This is a genomic window from Desulfonatronum thiosulfatophilum, assembly GCF_900104215.1.
GTDB classification, from domain to species: domain Bacteria; phylum Desulfobacterota; class Desulfovibrionia; order Desulfovibrionales; family Desulfonatronaceae; genus Desulfonatronum; species Desulfonatronum thiosulfatophilum.
Genome location: NZ_FMXO01000026.1, coordinates 1 through 17,201 on the forward strand (window position 1 = coordinate 1; position 17,201 = coordinate 17,201).

14 protein-coding genes are annotated in these 17,201 nt (G+C 49.9%); 6 read left to right on the forward strand and 8 right to left on the reverse strand.

Annotation, left to right across the window (positions count from 1 at the left end):
- Nucleotides 1-293: 293 nt before the first annotated feature.
- From BLP93_RS16260 to BLP93_RS16275, 4 genes are all read right to left on the reverse strand, one after another.
- Nucleotides 294-1,034 carry a restriction endonuclease subunit S gene (locus tag BLP93_RS16260; protein WP_092123947.1) on the reverse strand — a complete coding sequence of 247 codons (741 nt, stop codon included), beginning with the start codon at nt 1,032-1,034 and terminating at the stop codon, nt 294-296.
- Entirely contained in the window at nt 1,031-2,572 is a 1,542-nt protein-coding gene (locus tag BLP93_RS16265) for a type I restriction-modification system subunit M (RefSeq protein WP_092123949.1), read from the reverse strand. Before BLP93_RS16265 ends, BLP93_RS16260 begins: the two co-directional genes overlap by 4 nt.
- A 124-nt stretch (nt 2,573-2,696) precedes the next feature.
- Entirely contained in the window at nt 2,697-3,053 is a 357-nt protein-coding gene (locus BLP93_RS16270) for a DUF2513 domain-containing protein (protein ID WP_092123951.1), read from the reverse strand.
- 194 nt (nt 3,054-3,247) lie between these two features.
- Entirely contained in the window at nt 3,248-4,864 is a 1,617-nt protein-coding gene (locus tag BLP93_RS16275; RefSeq protein ID WP_092123953.1) for a hypothetical protein, read from the reverse strand.
- Nucleotides 4,865-5,432: 568 nt separating this feature from the next.
- On the opposite strand from BLP93_RS16275, the gene BLP93_RS16285 reads away from it, so the two are divergent.
- The 4 genes from BLP93_RS16285 to BLP93_RS16300 all read left to right on the forward strand — a co-directional run bounded on the left by BLP93_RS16285 (nt 5,433) and on the right by BLP93_RS16300 (nt 11,216).
- Nucleotides 5,433-6,995, forward strand: a complete 1,563-nt coding sequence (locus BLP93_RS16285) for a C69 family dipeptidase (protein ID WP_092123957.1) — start codon at nt 5,433-5,435, stop codon at nt 6,993-6,995.
- 173 nt (nt 6,996-7,168) lie between these two features.
- A complete protein-coding gene (locus BLP93_RS16290) occupies nt 7,169-8,221 on the forward strand; it encodes an amidohydrolase family protein (RefSeq protein ID WP_092123959.1) in 1,053 nt (350 codons plus the stop codon).
- A 281-nt stretch (nt 8,222-8,502) separates the two neighbouring features.
- Nucleotides 8,503-10,242, forward strand: a complete 1,740-nt coding sequence (locus BLP93_RS16295) for a methyl-accepting chemotaxis protein (protein WP_161946379.1) — start codon at nt 8,503-8,505, stop codon at nt 10,240-10,242.
- Nucleotides 10,243-10,307: 65 nt separating this feature from the next.
- Entirely contained in the window at nt 10,308-11,216 is a 909-nt protein-coding gene (locus BLP93_RS16300) for a DMT family transporter (RefSeq protein ID WP_092123963.1), read from the forward strand.
- A gap of 225 nt (nt 11,217-11,441) precedes the next feature.
- Here BLP93_RS16300 and BLP93_RS16305 read toward each other — a convergent pair whose 3' ends face one another.
- The 4 genes from BLP93_RS16305 to BLP93_RS16320 all read right to left on the reverse strand — a co-directional run bounded on the left by BLP93_RS16305 (nt 11,442) and on the right by BLP93_RS16320 (nt 15,782).
- Nucleotides 11,442-11,846 (reverse strand): Ros/MucR family transcriptional regulator, encoded by a 405-nt coding sequence (locus BLP93_RS16305; protein WP_092123965.1) that lies wholly within the window; start codon nt 11,844-11,846, stop codon nt 11,442-11,444.
- Between the two features lie 371 nt (nt 11,847-12,217).
- Nucleotides 12,218-12,685: a hypothetical protein gene (locus BLP93_RS16310; protein WP_092123967.1), complete on the reverse strand. Its 468-nt coding sequence runs from the start codon at nt 12,683-12,685 to the stop codon at nt 12,218-12,220.
- A 14-nt stretch (nt 12,686-12,699) separates the two neighbouring features.
- Entirely contained in the window at nt 12,700-14,835 is a 2,136-nt protein-coding gene (locus BLP93_RS16315; protein ID WP_161946380.1) for a TraM recognition domain-containing protein, read from the reverse strand.
- A 38-nt stretch (nt 14,836-14,873) separates the two neighbouring features.
- Nucleotides 14,874-15,782, reverse strand: coding sequence for a hypothetical protein (locus BLP93_RS16320; protein WP_092123971.1), 909 nt, complete (start codon nt 15,780-15,782; stop codon nt 14,874-14,876).
- Between the two features lie 347 nt (nt 15,783-16,129).
- Here BLP93_RS16320 and BLP93_RS16325 point away from each other — a divergent pair, with 347 nt between their 5' ends.
- The gene (locus BLP93_RS16325; protein ID WP_092123973.1) at nt 16,130-16,843 is read left to right on the forward strand and encodes a hypothetical protein; all 714 of its coding nucleotides are present in this window, start codon (nt 16,130-16,132) and stop codon (nt 16,841-16,843) included.
- 149 nt (nt 16,844-16,992) lie between these two features.
- Nucleotides 16,993-17,201 (forward strand): transposase (locus BLP93_RS16840; RefSeq protein ID WP_482156190.1); only part of this gene is annotated, 209 nt, incomplete at its 3' end.

Here is a 17,201-nt window from a genome sequence, read left to right on the forward strand (position 1 = left end):
GATTAGTTTTGCTGGGCGCCCTTTCTCGCTGTAGTAAACCGTAAACTCATCATCGAAGTGCTGCCAAGGGATCTGTTTAGCCAGTTGAAGCAGAGAATGATGGGGATTGAGTTGTTTCAACAAATCCGGATAGAGGAAGTTGCCTTGATTACAATTTTTCTTTTTCGCCTTCATAGTCACTCCAAAATCAGTGATTTTTCGACCGGCTTATTACAGAAATACTGCAGTAACTGGTTGAAAATGTACTACGAAATAGAAAAAATGTCTAACAATTTTAAATAGTTGATCTATTTTCAGGGCAGACTAATTACCGAGCAAACATCTGCAAGCATTACTTCCTCCCAATCCTCCTGCGCTTCTTCCACGAACAACTGGCGGAAGAGGGTTTCGGCCATGGCTTCGAGGGTTTTGTTTTGGCGGTGGAGCAGGTCGATTTTGTCGTCGAGGCTGGAAAGGACCGAGGCGATGCATTTTTGTTCTGACAACGGAGGCACAGGAACTACAAGAGACTTCAAGACAGACAAATTTATCAATGGAACACTAGAACCAGTGTTTCTTTGCATTATTTGATCAACCATCATCTGACTAGCAAACCAATAGTATGCAAACAAAGGATCAATAATTCTATTATTTACAGTTAGCCTTAGCTGCTTGTTCGAAATAATATATTTATTGAATTTCTCGTTGCCTCTCAGAATGCCTACTTGGCCTATTGTGCCAACCGCTGTAAATATTAAATCATTCTTGGCCGCCCAAGTATTAAGCTCGCTTGCCTTTTCCGATGTTATAAATACAAATCCATCGTCTTTAAATTTTTCACCCAAACCAAGTGAAAGATTATTCCCACGAACAACGGGCACGCCACTTTCAACAAAATACTTGCTGCTAATATTTGATCCAAATGGACCGGAAATTATCGATCTTTTATCAGTAGATTTAATTTCATCTACTGTCATTGCTTTCCAATCCGTAGGTAGTGGTGGGAACCCAGCCTCACACCACTCAATATCTGACTGACTTACTGCGTCACTCATACCTTTACCTTCCCCAAGCTCTCCGCGATCAAGGCATTCAGTTTCGCCTCTTCCTGCAACTGCGCCTCAAACTCCGCCTTGAGCTGGGTGAAGCGCTCCTTGAAATCGAAATCTTCCTCATCGTCCGGTAGGCCGACATAGCGGCCCGGTGTCAGTACATAGTCCAGTTCGCGCACGCGCTCGATGGAGGCGGCGTTGCAGAAGCCCTTCACATCTTCATAGTCACCATTAGGATTGCGCCAGTTGTGATAGGTGCTGGTGATGGTGGCGATATCTTCGGCGGAAAACTCCTTGGTGCGGCGGTTTATGAGGTGGCCGTGGTTGCGGGCGTCGATGAAGAGGATTTCGTCGGCACGGTTGCGGAAGGTGCCGTTGGTCTTGTTGCGGCTCAAAAACCACAGGCAGGCGGGGATTTGGGTGTTCAAAAAAAGCTTGGCGGGCAGGTTGACGATGCAGTCCACCAGCCGTGCCTCGACCAGTGCCTTGCGGATGTCGCCCTCGCCGGAGCTTTTGGAGGTGAGCGCACCCTTGGCGAGCACGAAGCCGGCCTGGCCGGTGGGGTTGAGGTGATAGAGAAAGTGTTGAATCCAGGCGTAGTTGGCGTTGCCGGTGGGTGGTACGCCGTATTGCCAGCGGCCATCCTTGCGCAGCAGGTCGCCGCTCCAGTCGCTGTCGTTGAAGGGCGGGTTAGCGATGACGTAATCGGCCTTCAGGTCTTTGTGGGCGTCGTTTAAGAACGAGCCTTCGTTGTTCCACTTCACCTGCGAACTGTCGAGGTGGCGGATGGCGAGGTTCATTTTGGCCAGTCGCCAAGTGGTTTGGTTGCTTTCCTGACCGTAAATGGAGATGTCGTTGACCTTGCCCTGATGCCCGGTGACGAATTTTTCCGACTGCACGAACATGCCCCCGGAGCCGCAGCAGGGGTCAAATACCCGGCCTTTGTAGGGCTCCAGCATTTCCACCAGCAGTTCGACCACACTGCGCGGGGTGTAGAACTGGCCGCCCTTTTTGCCTTCGGCCAGCGCGAATTCGCCGAGGAAGTATTCGAACACATGGCCGAGCAGATCAGCGCTGCGCGCCTTGGCATGACCGAGGGCGATGTTGCCGATCAAATCGATGAGTCCGCCCAGATTGGTTGGGTCGAGATTGCCGCGCGCGAAGACCTTGGGCAGCACATCGCGCAACGAGGGGTTTTCCTTCTCGATGGCGTCCATGGCGGCATCCACCGTCTTGCCGATGTCCGGCTGCCTGGCCTGGGTGAGCAGATACGACCAGCGCGCCGTCTCCGGCACGAAGAACACATTCTCGGCCTTGTACTCGTCCTTGTCCTCCGGGTCCGCACCGGCATAGTCGCCTTCACCCTTTTGCAGCTTTTCGTACAGCTCATCAAAGGCATCGGAAATGTATTTGAGGAAGATCAGCCCCAGTACAATGTGCTTGTACTCCGCCGCATCGATGTTCTTACGCAGCTTGTCCGCCGCCTTCCACATCTGCTTTTCGATGGGTTCTTCCTGCTTAGGTGCTGCTTTCCTGGCCATTGTGTTCCTTTATTGAGTACAACCGTTTTATTCGATGTTTGTTTGGCTAACGGTGGAGTTCTCCGGCCGCGAACCGCGTAACGGTGAGCGAGTCCGGTGCAACGAAATGTTAGCTGGTAAATGCCTAGATGCTCTCCTTTGCTAGATGCAGCAGTACCGATTTAAGCATCTCGAAAGAGAGTGCTCCGCTCTTGTCACAGACTATGGCCTTGGCTCTTCGCCAGAATTCGTTATTCCGGGCCGCCTCCAGAAACTCATGCCCCTGCCATGTGAGGCTCATGGGTAGGACGTATATTGTTCTCCCAGTTGAAGTTACTTCTCGCTCGCACCGTAACAGGCCAGCCTCATCCATAAGTAAAAGATGATACTTGATTTCCAGCGAAGAGTATTCCTCGATAAGCGGGCACTCCTCGGCCCGGTCATCTGGCTTTTCTTCGAAATAAAGCAGCAACTTCCTGACAAGGTCAAGGTCACGTTTCATGATTAGGTGTTCCACATTGGGTTTTTGGCTGGGGTTTGGGTTCGGACCTAAGCATTAAACTCTTCTGCCACAAGCTCTTCCGCCAGGCACTTCCTTTATCTCTTCTACAAATTTATTGCAGCCCACAGCAACACTTTCAGTCCAGCCACAAGAACTTGATTAGGTTCGACCCAATAATGTTGCCATCAGGCTTTTTAACGAATTGCTGAACGCAAGGCTCGACGTAAAGCGCGAAGTTGATTACGCGCTCGTTCTTGTAGAGCTACGAAACGAAGGAATCCCCGAGGTTCGTTAAATGGCACGGACAATAATTCCGGCCAACTGTGAGCGATCATATCGTGTTGCAGCCGGCCGGATTTGCGATAGGCGTATGGAAGACGAAGCATTGTCTCAATATTGAATCCGGAAGCCATGAGACTGGCAGTATGAGGGGTGCCTGTATACAAATAACGAACCGGAGCCTCCCAACATCCCAGTCTCTGTTCAACGTATAGCAGGTCAAAGACATCGGGAGGCGAATCGCGCAACCATGCCGGTAGTTCAGCCAGCCAGCGTTCGGCGGCTAGAACGGTAGATTCGACCACCGGTGCGCCAACGCACTTGTTCACTTCTTCCACGCCAACCGGCTTGTCGGAATCCCGTCCTGCCCAATAAAAGGCACGGCCTGCTTCTCCGGCCATACCAGCAAGATTGAGCCCGGAGAAAGCGGCGCCTTGACCTGACGTGGCAGCACTTGCCAGACTCGGCCCGGAAACCGCCTCGCCAATCCGGACGAAGCCTTTCAAGATGGCGAGCCGGGGGACTTTTCGAATCACGCGTTTTGTCACATCGTGCGGAAGGCGCATGATCCTGGCAAGTTGAATGGAGGCCTGAAGATCCACACGGCTGCCGAGATCGGAGCCATATGTCGTGTTGAGGCGAAAATCAAAGCGATCTTCGTGTAACAGCGGTCGAGCAATAGCTGCGATTGCTCTTGAATCGCGTCCGGCCGATAAAAAAATCTTATAGGACGAATATCGTTTGGAGAGTCCCCAAAGGAGCCTTCGCGAGTGCTCAACAATGCGCTCCGCTCCTGTCGCTCCATGCTCGAATTGTTCGAATGGATGGGTAGGCCAATGCCGGACGGCATTAAATGAATCGAGATCGAGATAGTGATTCGGCAATAACCTTTGCACACCTTTAAAAGCCGTTAGTCCGAACGAATAAAACCTCTGCCTCGCCGGCAGGTCGAAGGCACGACTGATCTCAATATCTCGTGCGGCATCAGGGATGAGGTTATGACTCGTCGCCACCACTTCTGCCGAAGGACTAAACAACACGGAATGCGTGGGCCCCGGATACACGCGCCGAAACGGTTTCTTACCATCTCTTCCAAATATGACGCCGATCCACATGCCCTCGAAACCTTCTTCGCTCATCGATGTGCCCGTGGCCGTTCTTCCGAAAAGAATTCGCTCCACGTCCTGAGAGCTCGGCTGTCCCCGCACGGGCAGGTTAATCATTTCCTCCGGAAAAACAGCTTGCCCTTCGCGCAGATAAAGCTGAGGCTGAAAAATCCAGCCAATAAAATGGCCCTCGCTGCAATGTAGCCGACACACATGCGTTTGGGGATGAGCGCCCAGATGCCAGCCCTCGTAGAAATACTGATCCCAGGATTCCGGAATATATTCTCGGTGAGGCGTAAGCAGCCATTGCCGGAACAACTCTTGAACCGGCAATGGTGTCATGCGATCGAGAGCGTCAAAATTCGTTTTTTCAGGAAATCCGTATTCAACCGTATCTTGATTTTGCAGTGAGGGGATGGACGTCATAATCAACTCCTGTCAGAAGAACATTAATGCAATCCTGCCCAGATACATGCTGCCATTGCGGGAAAAAATAGAGGGTCGCAATGATTTCATGCAGCTCATTCATAGATCAACTTCCCGGTTGATGTATTTTCTTCGGCACCAAATAAGTGATTCTACAGTTCCAGATAACTCCAAGATTCAAGTGCCGAAGTCTATCGGTGGTTTCAGAAATCGTCGGATCACGGTTTACCCGAGTACCCCAGCTTCCAAACAACCAACCGTCAAAACCGGTAAAATAAATGACATGGATTAGCAAACATTTAGCTCCCTTCTTCTGCATAGCATGTCAAAAATGAAGGTTATCCTGAAGACGGGAGCTACCAGAGGGAGCATTAGGGGTTTGCACTCTTTTTCAGTTTTTTTGCCAAAGGGATATTTCATGTAATTCGCTCCAGCCTGTAGCCATTCTCCTGGTTTCTCCTGGACGTGGAGGGCAGACGGATATTCGCGCCAACATAAAAAGCTATTGCAAAATCTCCTGACATTCGCCAGAAGCACGGATCTCAACGTTAAACATACCGGAGCAAACATGATCATTGAACGTTCTTCCATGTCCAGGCCCATGCTGGACATAGCGTGTTTCGTCTTCCTATTTTGCCTTTTCATCGCCTTTTATGCAGCCCCGACGGAGGCATGCACCACTATTATTGTGGGCAAGGAGGCCACCGCGGACGGGTCGATCATCATTGCCCGCAACGAGGACAACGCCGATGCTTCCGGCGTCCAGAACATCGTCCGCCACCTGCCCCGCAAACAGGCCGGCCTGTTTCGAGCCACCGACAATGATTTCTCCTGGCCCATGTATCCCAATGCACTCGGATACACGGCTTTTCCCAAATGGCAATCTCAAATCCAGAACAATCCGTCCTTCGAGGAAACCGGAGTCAACGAATACGGCGTAGCCATCTCGGCCACGGAAACCATCTTCAACAGCGAAGCCGTCCTGTCTGTTGATCCCTATGTGCAGGGAACCGGCCTGACCGAGGATTCCATCCCCTCGGTGATCCTGCCCTATGCCACGTCGGCCCGGGAGGGCATCCGTCTGCTGGGACACATTATCGAGACGACCGGAGTCAGCGACGAGGGATTTGGCGTGGCCCTGAGCGACCGCAACGAGGTCTGGTACCTGGAAACCGCCTCCGGCCATCACTGGGTGGCCCAGCGGATCCCCGCGGACAGCTATTTCGTCTCCGCGAACCAGGGGCGTTTCCAATCCGTGGATTTCAATGATCTCATGAACGTCATGTCCTCGCCCGGTTTTCTGGACTTCCTGCGGCAGCACGACCTGTATCAACCGGAACAGGGGCCCTTCAATTTCTTTACCTGCTGCATCAGCGACGGCGAACACGACCGCACCTACAACTATCCCCGGGTGCGCGAACTGATGAAGCTCTACTCCGGAATCGAATACGACCGTGAGGACGGACTGTACCCGGTGTTCGTCCGCCCCGAGCGCAAACTGACCGTCCAGGACGTCGCCCAGGGCCTGCGCAACCGCTACCAGGGCACCGCGCATGATCCCTACATGCACCAGAACCCCAAGGAACCCTACCGACCCATCAGCGTGATGCGCGCCTCCATGTCCCACATCACGCAAACCCGGCCGGACATGCCTCTCGACATCGCGGTCATCAACTACATCGCACTGGGAATGCCGGATCTCGGGGTGTACATGCCTTTCTACCAGGGTCTGGTCGACCTGCCTTCAGCCTACCAGGGCGCCACCGGCCAAATCGACGATCACTCCATGTTCTGGCGTTCCCGCAAGATGCAGGCTTTGGTTCTGCAGGATTATCCCCGCCTCGCCCCCGCGGCGCATCAGGCCATTGCGGAATTCGAGGCGGACCTTGCGGCGAAACAGGCAGTCATGGACGCCCGATACCTGACGCTCTGGCAAAAGGACAAAGACGCGGCCCGGATGTTGATCCAGGATCTGACCGACCAGGCCGTGGCGGATCTGGAACAAATGCTGGACGGTTTGATCATCCGCTTTGCCGAGGAGCTGAATCTGGATCTGGAAACTTTGTCGAACGAGCAGTTTTTTGAGCTGATCATGGACACGGAGAAAAAGTTTCACTTCCACGGGGCCTGATGAGTTTCAGGCGTCCGGCAATGATTCGATGAAGGAAATCCTGACAGTCAGATAGAGTAGTTACTTCAAATCGCAATCGAAATCGCAATCGAAATCGTCTGTCCGTACCAGGGGGCGCACTGGGGTGCGGCGGTCCCGGGAGGCCGCTGAATACAACTTTCGCTGAGGAAATTATGGATCGCAGAACGTTTTTGAAGGTCGCTGCCGTCGGGGCAATGGCCGGTGGAATCCAGGGAGTGGCGGGACCGTTTTCAGCTTTGGCCCGCTCCGGTTCCGATTCGGATGCAGGCATCAGGTACGCCGTTGCGGACAGTCATTTTCACTACGTGGATTTTCTGCAGAAGACCGAGGGGATGGACGCCTTGTTGCAGTCCATGGACGCGGCCGGCGTTGCGCACATCATGTTTTCGGGCATGCCCCTGATCAAGAAATGGGACGCGGCCGAGCCGGAAGAACCCGGGTATTATCTCGACGACAACGGCAGAACCTACTGGTATTCGGCCACTGACTTCATCGTGGCCCGGCGCTGCCTGGAGTTGCCCGACCAAGTGCGTTCCCGCTTCCACCCCTTCATCTGCGGATTCAACGCTACGGACAAGCATGCCGTGCTCCACGTGGAGCGGATGCTGGAGGAGTATCCGGGCCTGTGGCAGGGCATCGGCGAGGTCTTCGGACACCGGGACGACCTGACCAACCTGACGTACGGGGAAACGGCCCGGGCCAACCACCCTGCCCTGGATTCAATTTATGAGCTGGCCGCTCAAAGGAATCTGCCCGTCAGCCTGCACAACAACGCCACCTCCCGCAATCGACTGGACCGTCCAATCTATGTCCACGAAGTGCAGGAAGCGCTGACCAGACACCCCAAGACCGTGATCATCTGGGCCCATGCCGGGCTGTCGCGGATGCTGGATCTGGATCAGGTCGCATATACCGGGTTGTTGCGCGAAATGCTCGCCAGGCACGACAACCTGTACATCGACCTGTCCTGGATCATCTTTGAAAATTACGTCCAGGCTCCGGACCAGGAACCTCGCATTCGCAACGAATGGCTGACCTTGATCTCGGACTTTTCCGACCGCTTTATGATCGGCTCGGACAACGTCGGTCACTTCGCCACGTACAACCGGAACATCGTCAAATACTACAGCTTGCTGGACGCCCTGAGTCCGGACAAGGCCCACAAATTGGCCTTGACCAATTTTCTGGGTCTGTTGCCCGGATAATCATCATCTCTTGCCCTTCATTGCCATTTTTGAAGAAACACCCTCAAGGACTACGCGTCTTTCGACAATAATGTAGCGTCTCGATACGGATCGCTCTGATCTGGAATCCTGAACAAATCATATTTGTGCGGGTTTCTCCTGCCCAACAAGGTCAGATTTGGGCATGGTGCGATACTTGCTCAAAGCTGGTCCGACAACGCCTGGTTGTTCTACTGACTTGCCGTCCACTTTTGATTTGCCGCCTTGTGCTTATGCGGCGATATCCTTCAAGGAGACTGACTTTGAGGAACTACTCCATTCTTTTCCTGCTTCATCTCGTAATGTTCGTGGCTTTGGCCGTTTTGCTCAGCGTGTCAGGTCCCGGGCAAAGTCTTGCGACACTGAAGTGGGCCTTGTCGCTTTGTGCGGTAATCAGCCTTGGGGCCATTGCCTTTGCGGGCTTTCGAGATGCCAAAGCCGGGCGGCAAACGCGGGAAATCCTGCAGACCGTCACTGATGATCACGAAAAGATCCTGCGCGACAACGACTTGCCGAATATTGACGGATTGCGGCCGCATCTGCTTGCGGTTGCCGGCAGAATCGACAAGCTGGTGAAGATGATTCAGGAAGAGCAAGCCAAAAGTGATGATTTGCGGGCCAGAATTCAGGTAGGCGTCAAAACCCTGGACGAGGTGCTTCAGGGAGCGGAATCCTCGCGTTGCCAAACCATTCTTTCAGCAGTGGACGTGCTCAAGGAAGCCACGGAGGGCATTCTGCGGGAATCCGACAAGCTCAGGAACGCCGTGCATCATGCAAACATTGGTGCGACGGATCAGCAGAAGTACACTTCCGAAGCCGCCACGGCCATGGAAGAAATGAACGCTTCCATACTTGAATCCGCGAAAAACGCTGAAGACGCGTCCAAGGATTCGGCTCAAGCCAAGGCACGAGCCGAATCCGGTTCCAGGATCGTCCAGGAAACCCTGGCCGCGATCACCGCGGTCTCTGAAAAAAGCGACGAACTGTCCGTCTCCATCATCGAGCTTGGCGGACAGGCCGAATCCATCGGCAAGATCATCGACGTCATTTCCGGCATTGCGGACCAGACCAATCTCCTGGCCCTGAACGCCGCCATCGAGGCCGCACGCGCGGGAGACGCCGGCCGAGGATTCGCCGTGGTGGCTGACGAGGTTCGCAAGCTGGCCGAAAAGACCATGAACGCCACCCGGGAGGTCGGGCAGGAAATCGAAACAATTCAGACCAGAGTGCGTCGAGCCGTGGATCAGGTCAAACAGACCCGCGAACTCGTGGCCAAAAGCGTGGTTCTGTCCGGAGAATCGGGCCGCTCCCTTGAAGAAATCGTCTTGCTGTCCCAGCATTCCTCGGACCGCACCGGCTCCATCGCCGAGGCCGTGGGACAGCAGTCGCTGGTCAGCGAGGAGATCTCCAGAACCCTCACTGAAGTCAGCACCATCTCTTCCACCACCCAGTCGGACATGTCCGACTCCGTTGCCCAGATCGAGAGCCTTGCCAAACGCGTGGACGACCTGACAACCCTGAACCTGGTCTTTGAACGAATCGGCCACGGGCAGGTCCAAAAACTGATTACCGATCTGGCCAGATCCGAGTCCATCCTCTCCCTGCGGCAGGCGGTCCAGGAGCAGGCCTTGCGCAAGGTCATCCGTGAACAGGATGACCTGGAACTGCTCTATGTCACCGATGCCCGCGGAGTTCAGATCGTGGCCAATATCCCACGCCCGGGCATGGAATCGGAAAAAGATCGAAAGGTCCTGGGAAAAGACTGGAGTGGCCGTCCCTGGTTCTTTGAAGCCATGAAAAATCCCATTCCCTATATTTCCGGAGTCTATACCTCCCAGGCCTCGGGCGAACCGTGCATCACCGTATCCACCACGTTCAAAGACCATCAGGGCCAGGTCCTCGGAGTCGTGGCCGCGGATGTCCGGGTCAACAAGTCTCCTGTTTCGGAAACCAGGGTTCAAAGTCATCCGCGCCATGCCGGAATGAAGCGAATGTGTGATTGAATAGTGAACCCGTCCAAAACTAACGATATAGGATTATCAAAGTGGTACGGCACCCACCAGCCCCGATGAGGTTAATTTCGTCAGACAAAACGGCGAGTGCGAGTACGGCGTTCGTGGTGCTGGCAGCGCTATGCTGGGGGCTGTCAGGCGGGATCGGTGGGATTCTCATGGCCAACGGCTGGAACGCGTTCGTGGTGTCGCTCTACCGAGGCGCGATCGGATTGTTGTTTGTTCTCGTCTGGCTGGCGTTGCGTCCGCGCGGCAGCGGATTGGCAAATCGCAGATTATGGTTCTGGTCGGCGATTGCCGGTCTCGGCGTAGCCGGCAATTTTTCTTTCTATTTTGTGAGCATCGCAGAGGGCAGCGTCGCGGTCGCGGCGACCCTGATGTACTGCGCACCAGTATTCGTCTACCTCGTGTCCTTCGCGCTCAAACTTGAAAGACCCACCCCGCTCAAGTGGGCCTCAATCGTAATGGTCATGCTCGGCGTCGTGCTGCTGACAGGTGTTTACGATATTGACGGCGGCCGCGTCACGCCCATCGCCGTCGGCGCCGGGCTGCTATCCGGGCTGTCCTATGCGGTATTTATTTTCGGCTTCAAGTATGCGGCGCCGCACGGCAGCCCGCAGGCAATTCTCGTGATCGCATTCGCGGTGCTCGTCGCCATACTGATCTGGCCGAGCGATGCTGACCAGGCCGTTGCCATGCTGAGCACGCCGAGTTGGCCACTGTTCCTAATACTGGGGGTGCTTGGCGCGGGATTGTCGTTTATTTTTTATATCGTCGGCCTGAAACACACCGCGCCGGCCGTGGCCTCAATTGTAGCAATGGTCGAGCCGGTCACCGCATCGCTCTTCGGTGTCGTTGTTTTGAATGAAAGGCTGGCTGGTCCCCAGATTTTCGGCATGGGGCTGATTTTAATCACCGTCACCGCGCTGAGCGTCTATTCAAGCGCTCGACGGGCAAGGCTGTGATTTTGTTTGGCAGACTGTCCCTGACGAGGCTTGGCAGAAACGTAATGCTCGCACGGATTCCGCAATCTCCATGATCCTGGATCTAATTCCGGCCTAGGGAGAAGATTCACCCTATCCGATCAGCAGTTTTGTCCCTTGAAATACAAAAAAGCCCCCCGAAATGTTTCATTCGAGGGGCTTGTCTATGAGTCAATAGCAACATCTATTGGGGCATCAATTTCAGATTCAACCTCTCTTGACGCCTTTTTTCTTCCAAAGCTGCATCTCCTGCATCTTTTTTTTACGTGCCTTGGAAAGAGCCTTGGCAATTAAAGCCGTTCCCTTCTTGTATCCCCATTTTTCCCGATATTCTTCTGGGGTTAAATCGTGAGTGGCCAAATGCTTTTTGGTGAGCACCTTGAAGTTCTTTCCACATTCCATACAAGTAACTGATCTTTCCTTGATGGCTTTTTTCGGATCGCCTGTCGATTCTAGATGCGAATCAACCATGGTTACCGGATCATTCACCACAACGCCACGCAAACTTGCAGCCAGATTGGTGACCATACTCATCATTTCTTCTTCGGTCATGGCCCTGATTGAAGCTTGAGCTTTCACTATCTCCAGTGCTTGCTTGACATAATCATCCATCTTTAAATCCTAGTCGTTTGTGTTGAAGTTCGAAGCTAGTACATAGCAGGGATCGTGATTTTGTCAAACATTGAGTTTAAATCGTATAACTCGGTACATGCCGTGCAGGGGCATATCCCGGCACCGCATTCCTCGTGTCGCGGAAACGGGAGTACACACGTTGAGGCTGCATTTCGGTCTTCAGAATTCCCATCTCTTCATGGCAAAAGAGAAGAAGGGGACTATGGGACGAGAAGTATGAGACAGGATAAAGTTCTTGCTTTCGGATGGGTTCCGGGTCTGGTTGTGAGATGTGCTGAGTGTACGAATTATTTTGCATCTTGAACTTGGTTTTTGAACTGACTGTCAAAATGGACTTCTTCAACACTCAGTCAACGCTCATTTTCCTGATCTCGATCTTGGCCTGATTCTTCCTCGCTTTCGGCCATCTGCTGGATATAATTTTCTTCCGGCAAGGGGCTGAAGTCGTACTCAATATTATCTTCCGTCTGGACCTGCCGCGGATTTAACACATGGTCTATCGATGACGGTTTCTGGCCCTGCTCTGCTGGCTGATCAAAATCACCTGCCTGAAAATCGACTTGATCTAAAATCAGGAATTGTTCGTTTTGTTCGGCATTTAAGCTTAGCTCTTCCGTATCTATTACGTATTTATTATCATGATAATTTAAATTATGCTGGTTTTCGAGCTGTCCTGCCGGTTTAATCTGTTTCTCAGTACGTTCTTTCCCACGACGATACGTTTCAGAATCAAGTTTCATTTGATCAAGAATTCTTTTTTTTTCTAAAAAAATATCATATTCTTTTTGTGAAACTTCTTTATCATGTATAAAAGGCATCACTTACACCATATTTAGGCTTTAAGAACAGGAACAACTTTCATAAAGTCACGGCGCGGAACGCTTGCGCGATTGAACATGGCAACTGCAGCAAACGGCTCACAAAGGATGTCGTTAAGTTCGTGCATCGCGATTATTGGAGATGAAACGACATCATTGCGATGCATGTTCATTGTATCTTTATTGCTAGGAATCTTTTTCTTGGATGGCTTCATTGACACTTCGTGTTCTGCTATTTCCGTGTTGGAATCATCGTTTTGTCGATTACTATTATTTTCATCAAAATGATGACAATTCAATAAATTACGACATTCAATATTGGCGTCCATGGGGACGACCTTCCCATGTAGATTTCTTAAGCTCAGCATGCTTCCAAAACGATTTTGCAAATATCTGTATGTTTGCGAAGAACTTTTAAAACTTATCAATGATTTGAACTGTCCAATGAAAGCATCGGCGTCGCCTTTTCCGAATTTAATTGACAATTGTTCATAAGTCTGCACGGAAACGACAAATATGATTCCAAGCATGCGTGCAAAAGATGCCATCTGCATATCAGAGCGTGTCAAAATATTCTGGGCATCGTCTAGAAAGAATGCCACTGGTGTCTGGCCTTCTTGTTTATACCACTCCTCCCCACGATGAGAAGCGTAACGATACAAACGTAATTTCATGAGGGCTGTTATTGCGGTGGATGCCTTCCCGTAACGATAGCTCGGCAGGTGCAGGCCCACGCGCCCACCTCGGAACACGGTGGTGATATCAAACCCTGTGTCGTTATGACACCATTTTTGCAAGTCATCATCTTTCAATAACATATTAATCCAAGAATTGAGCATTCCAACAATTCGCATTAATGAATGGTCTCCCAGCTTATCAAATAAATGCAAAAAGTGTTTTGCGGCATCATCTATCTGTCGCCATTTCGAACGAACATCAATTCTGAATTTCAGGTTATCGTCCCTTTCAGACAAAATATTTTTTTGATGTGCCAGAATTCTTGCCACTTCCAAACGATAATTTTTGCTGTTTATCATTTTGTACAGATTAGAAATATTCCATGTACACATTTCTCGATCATAATTGCTGGCTGCATGTAATAAAATCCCTGCCTGCAACAGCAGCATTTCAGCGTCTTGAAATATGGTGGACTTTTCCTTTTTCTTGTCAGAAATCGTTGAAACAAACGCTTCAACAACATCTTCTGGCAACAAACCTTCCATAAGAGCAATCTTTATATTCGATTCAGGAGATATTAACGTATAGCCTTCAATATTTATTCCTTTTGCCAATTTCCCGGAGCCATCCACCACAAAAATGCCAGTATTATCCACTGAACCGACAATTTTTTGAATCATCGGATAAAAAATACCACTTGTCTTTCCTGTTCCATCCTGACCGAATATGAACACGTGATCCTTCATATCTTCCATGTCCAATCCCATGGGCAAACCCGCATCAGGAGCCAGCCTGTCGCCTCTCTCGCTGCGCAAAACACCCATTGCGACGCCCAACTCCATGAACGGACTGTGGCGATTGCGGATCGCCTCCTGATTTTGTTTTCGCCTTGCTTCTTGGCCCCATTTCGGAGCCTGGGCGAAACTGCCGAGTTGCAATGGTCTTCCCGACCTTCGCGTATTGAACATTGCCTGATTTATATATGGCAACGCACCGGAAATAACTCCGCTTGCAACAACTATGAATAACAAATTATCGCCAGTCGTGATCATGAACATCAGCGTAATGAATGCAATGAAAACGGAAAGTACGGTAATCCACATCATCACAGTATAATATGCGGAAACAACAGAAAAAACAATTAACAGCGCAACACTGCCAATGTAGGAAGCATCATGAAGATTAAGCAAATTCGTCAGAAAAAAGGCATACGCAGGCGCAAAAACCGTCAGAAAACATAAAACACTGGTTATGAAAAATCCTCCAACAGGTACGCTGCCAAGTGTTACGTCCCCCCATGGATTACGTCCGGCTTCAGACAGTCCGTCACCATAACCAATCCCGAAACCATTCTTATCTCGCAAATCATGCGGCAATCTATCATCATCAGAGTAGCTTTCATGTTTGGTCAACCTCCAAGCTTCGGCTTTTGCCGCGGTGGCAACCAGTTCCTGAACATTTTTTCTGCCCATGATAAGTGTTTCCTTTGTATTCAATTGCATTGGCGCACTCATATCTTTTCTAGAATATTGCAAACAATCATTACATGTACGCTTTCCATGCCGCAATCCATCTCTTTTTCATCATTTTTTGCCTGAATAGCCGCAACTATGGCATTCCGAGTCACATCGTGAATTCGTTCAACATATTCCCGACGTATTACGACAGCATCTTGTTCACTTATCTCATCTATGGAAAGCGCCTGTTCAGGCAAAAAAACATTCGCTCCCGCATCATGGAAGACTTTCAAAACATAGAAATCCGCCGTGTTCATATTTTCAAGTTTAAGCATATTCTCAGCTGAACGCGTTAATGCCGGCTCTCCCCATGCGGAAATGAGTTCAGTAATTTCCATGGACAGGTTGAACGAAATTTCCGACTCAGAAAACGTCAGCATGTTTTTTTCAAAAGCAGACTTTCCGTGCAGTTCAACTTCCGTCCCTCGAATTATGGCCGTAATGTCGCCAAGCTCATAATATTCATATTTTTTTGTTTTTTCACTTTTGTTGAAATTAATGTCATATTGATACTGATCATCGTGAAACGTCGTCTCCACGGGACCTGAATTCCAGCGTTCAAATGCAACAAATACACTGTCCCGGGTCCAAATACTGGCGCTGTTTATGGTTTCAGCGTTTCTCAATGTGGTGACGAGCCCAAAAGGCAACAAAAATGAAATGATGGTAAACAGTAACATCATCCGAAGCGCGAGGCGTCTGCGCAATAAAATACGAATATTTTCCGCCGCAATCCTTGAACGAATCTTCTCGAATTGGATGTTGCCGTCTGAATCAGGAGTGCGATCCTCAATATCCGAATGAAGATGCCAACATGGATCGTGTTTTGTTGCAATTAACTCTCGAGGAAAAATCCAGTTACCAATTGCCTGGAACAAATCTCTTCTTCTCAAGCCAAGCATTTTCTCACTCCGTTGCTATTGACAATTGATAGTAAATAATAAAAAAATAAATTTAGTTGATAACTACTTGAAATTTTATACTTGATTTTAAAAAATAACAAGTAAATTTTAATTTTTCTTATTATACATATCAATCGCAGAAATTATTGTGTCTAAATTGCTTTTTGGAAAAAAAACAATCTATTGATTAAAATCGAAATCAATTATTTCAATGTACATTGAATGAATAATTTTTATATCGTCAAATTAATTTAACATCATTAATTATTTAATCTATATCACTAACGCCATCTTTATATATAGAACTAATAACTAAATTGAATCATAATTTTAACATGAGGTTCATAATGAATCGATACCGCACCTTGTTATTTCTCATTTTCCTTGCGTTGGTTCAGACCGGCTGCATCCAGCATGTAAATCAAAGGGTTCAACAAATTTCACCACCTTTTGGACTACTGCCATCTCATGCAGCTCAACTTTTCCAGCGGTGGCTGGGGGATGAAATATTTGAAATCGCCACAATGGATGACTTGAAGAAAATTGAGGAAGCTTTCCGTATGCCTCCATACGACTCAAAAAAATGGCAAACTGAGGACTACCAGTATATTGTGAGACACTGGTCGGCAGCTTTTCCAAATTCAACAATTGCCACGTATATTCTACATGTCCAGACAGACAACGGCTCGTACTGGCGACCTCTTCGTGCTTCTAAAGATCAGCGATTCTGGCGGCCCCTCCTGCTTACTGCACGTGAAATTGATGCTATTCTGACAAACGATGAATGGTTTGTCGCCAGCGACAAAGCAATGAACGGATATAGTGAAATCAAAAAACCCAGTTCTGTTCCGACCACCATACCTGCCTCCATTGCATCGACACCGAAGCCAGGTACGAACCCTGCTTCTTCAAAACAAGGCCATTCTGTTTCGAAGCCGGAATCAATGCATTCACCGACGCCAAAAGCAGTACCCAAACGAGACCCTGCTCCGGATTCATTACCGACTTCTGAAGACGTATCCGAGCCAGAGACCATGACCAGGGAAAATCTCTTCGATTGAACATGTACGAAACGAAATAGTCTGCCCTGAAAATAGATCAACTATTTAAAATTGTTTGACATTTTTTCTATTTCGTAGTACATTTTCAACCAGTTACTGCAGTATTTCTGTAATAAGCCGGTCGAAAAATCACTGATTTTGGAGTGACTATGAAGGCGAAAAAGAAAAATTGTAATCAAGGCAACTTCCTCTATCCGGATTTGTTGAAACAACTCAATCCCCATCATTCTCTGCTTCAACTGGCTAAACAGATCCCTTGGCAGCACTTCGATGATGAGTTTACGGTTTACTACAGCGAGAAAGGGCGCCCAGCAAAACCAATCCGGCTCATGGTCGGGTTGATGATCCTCAAGCAATT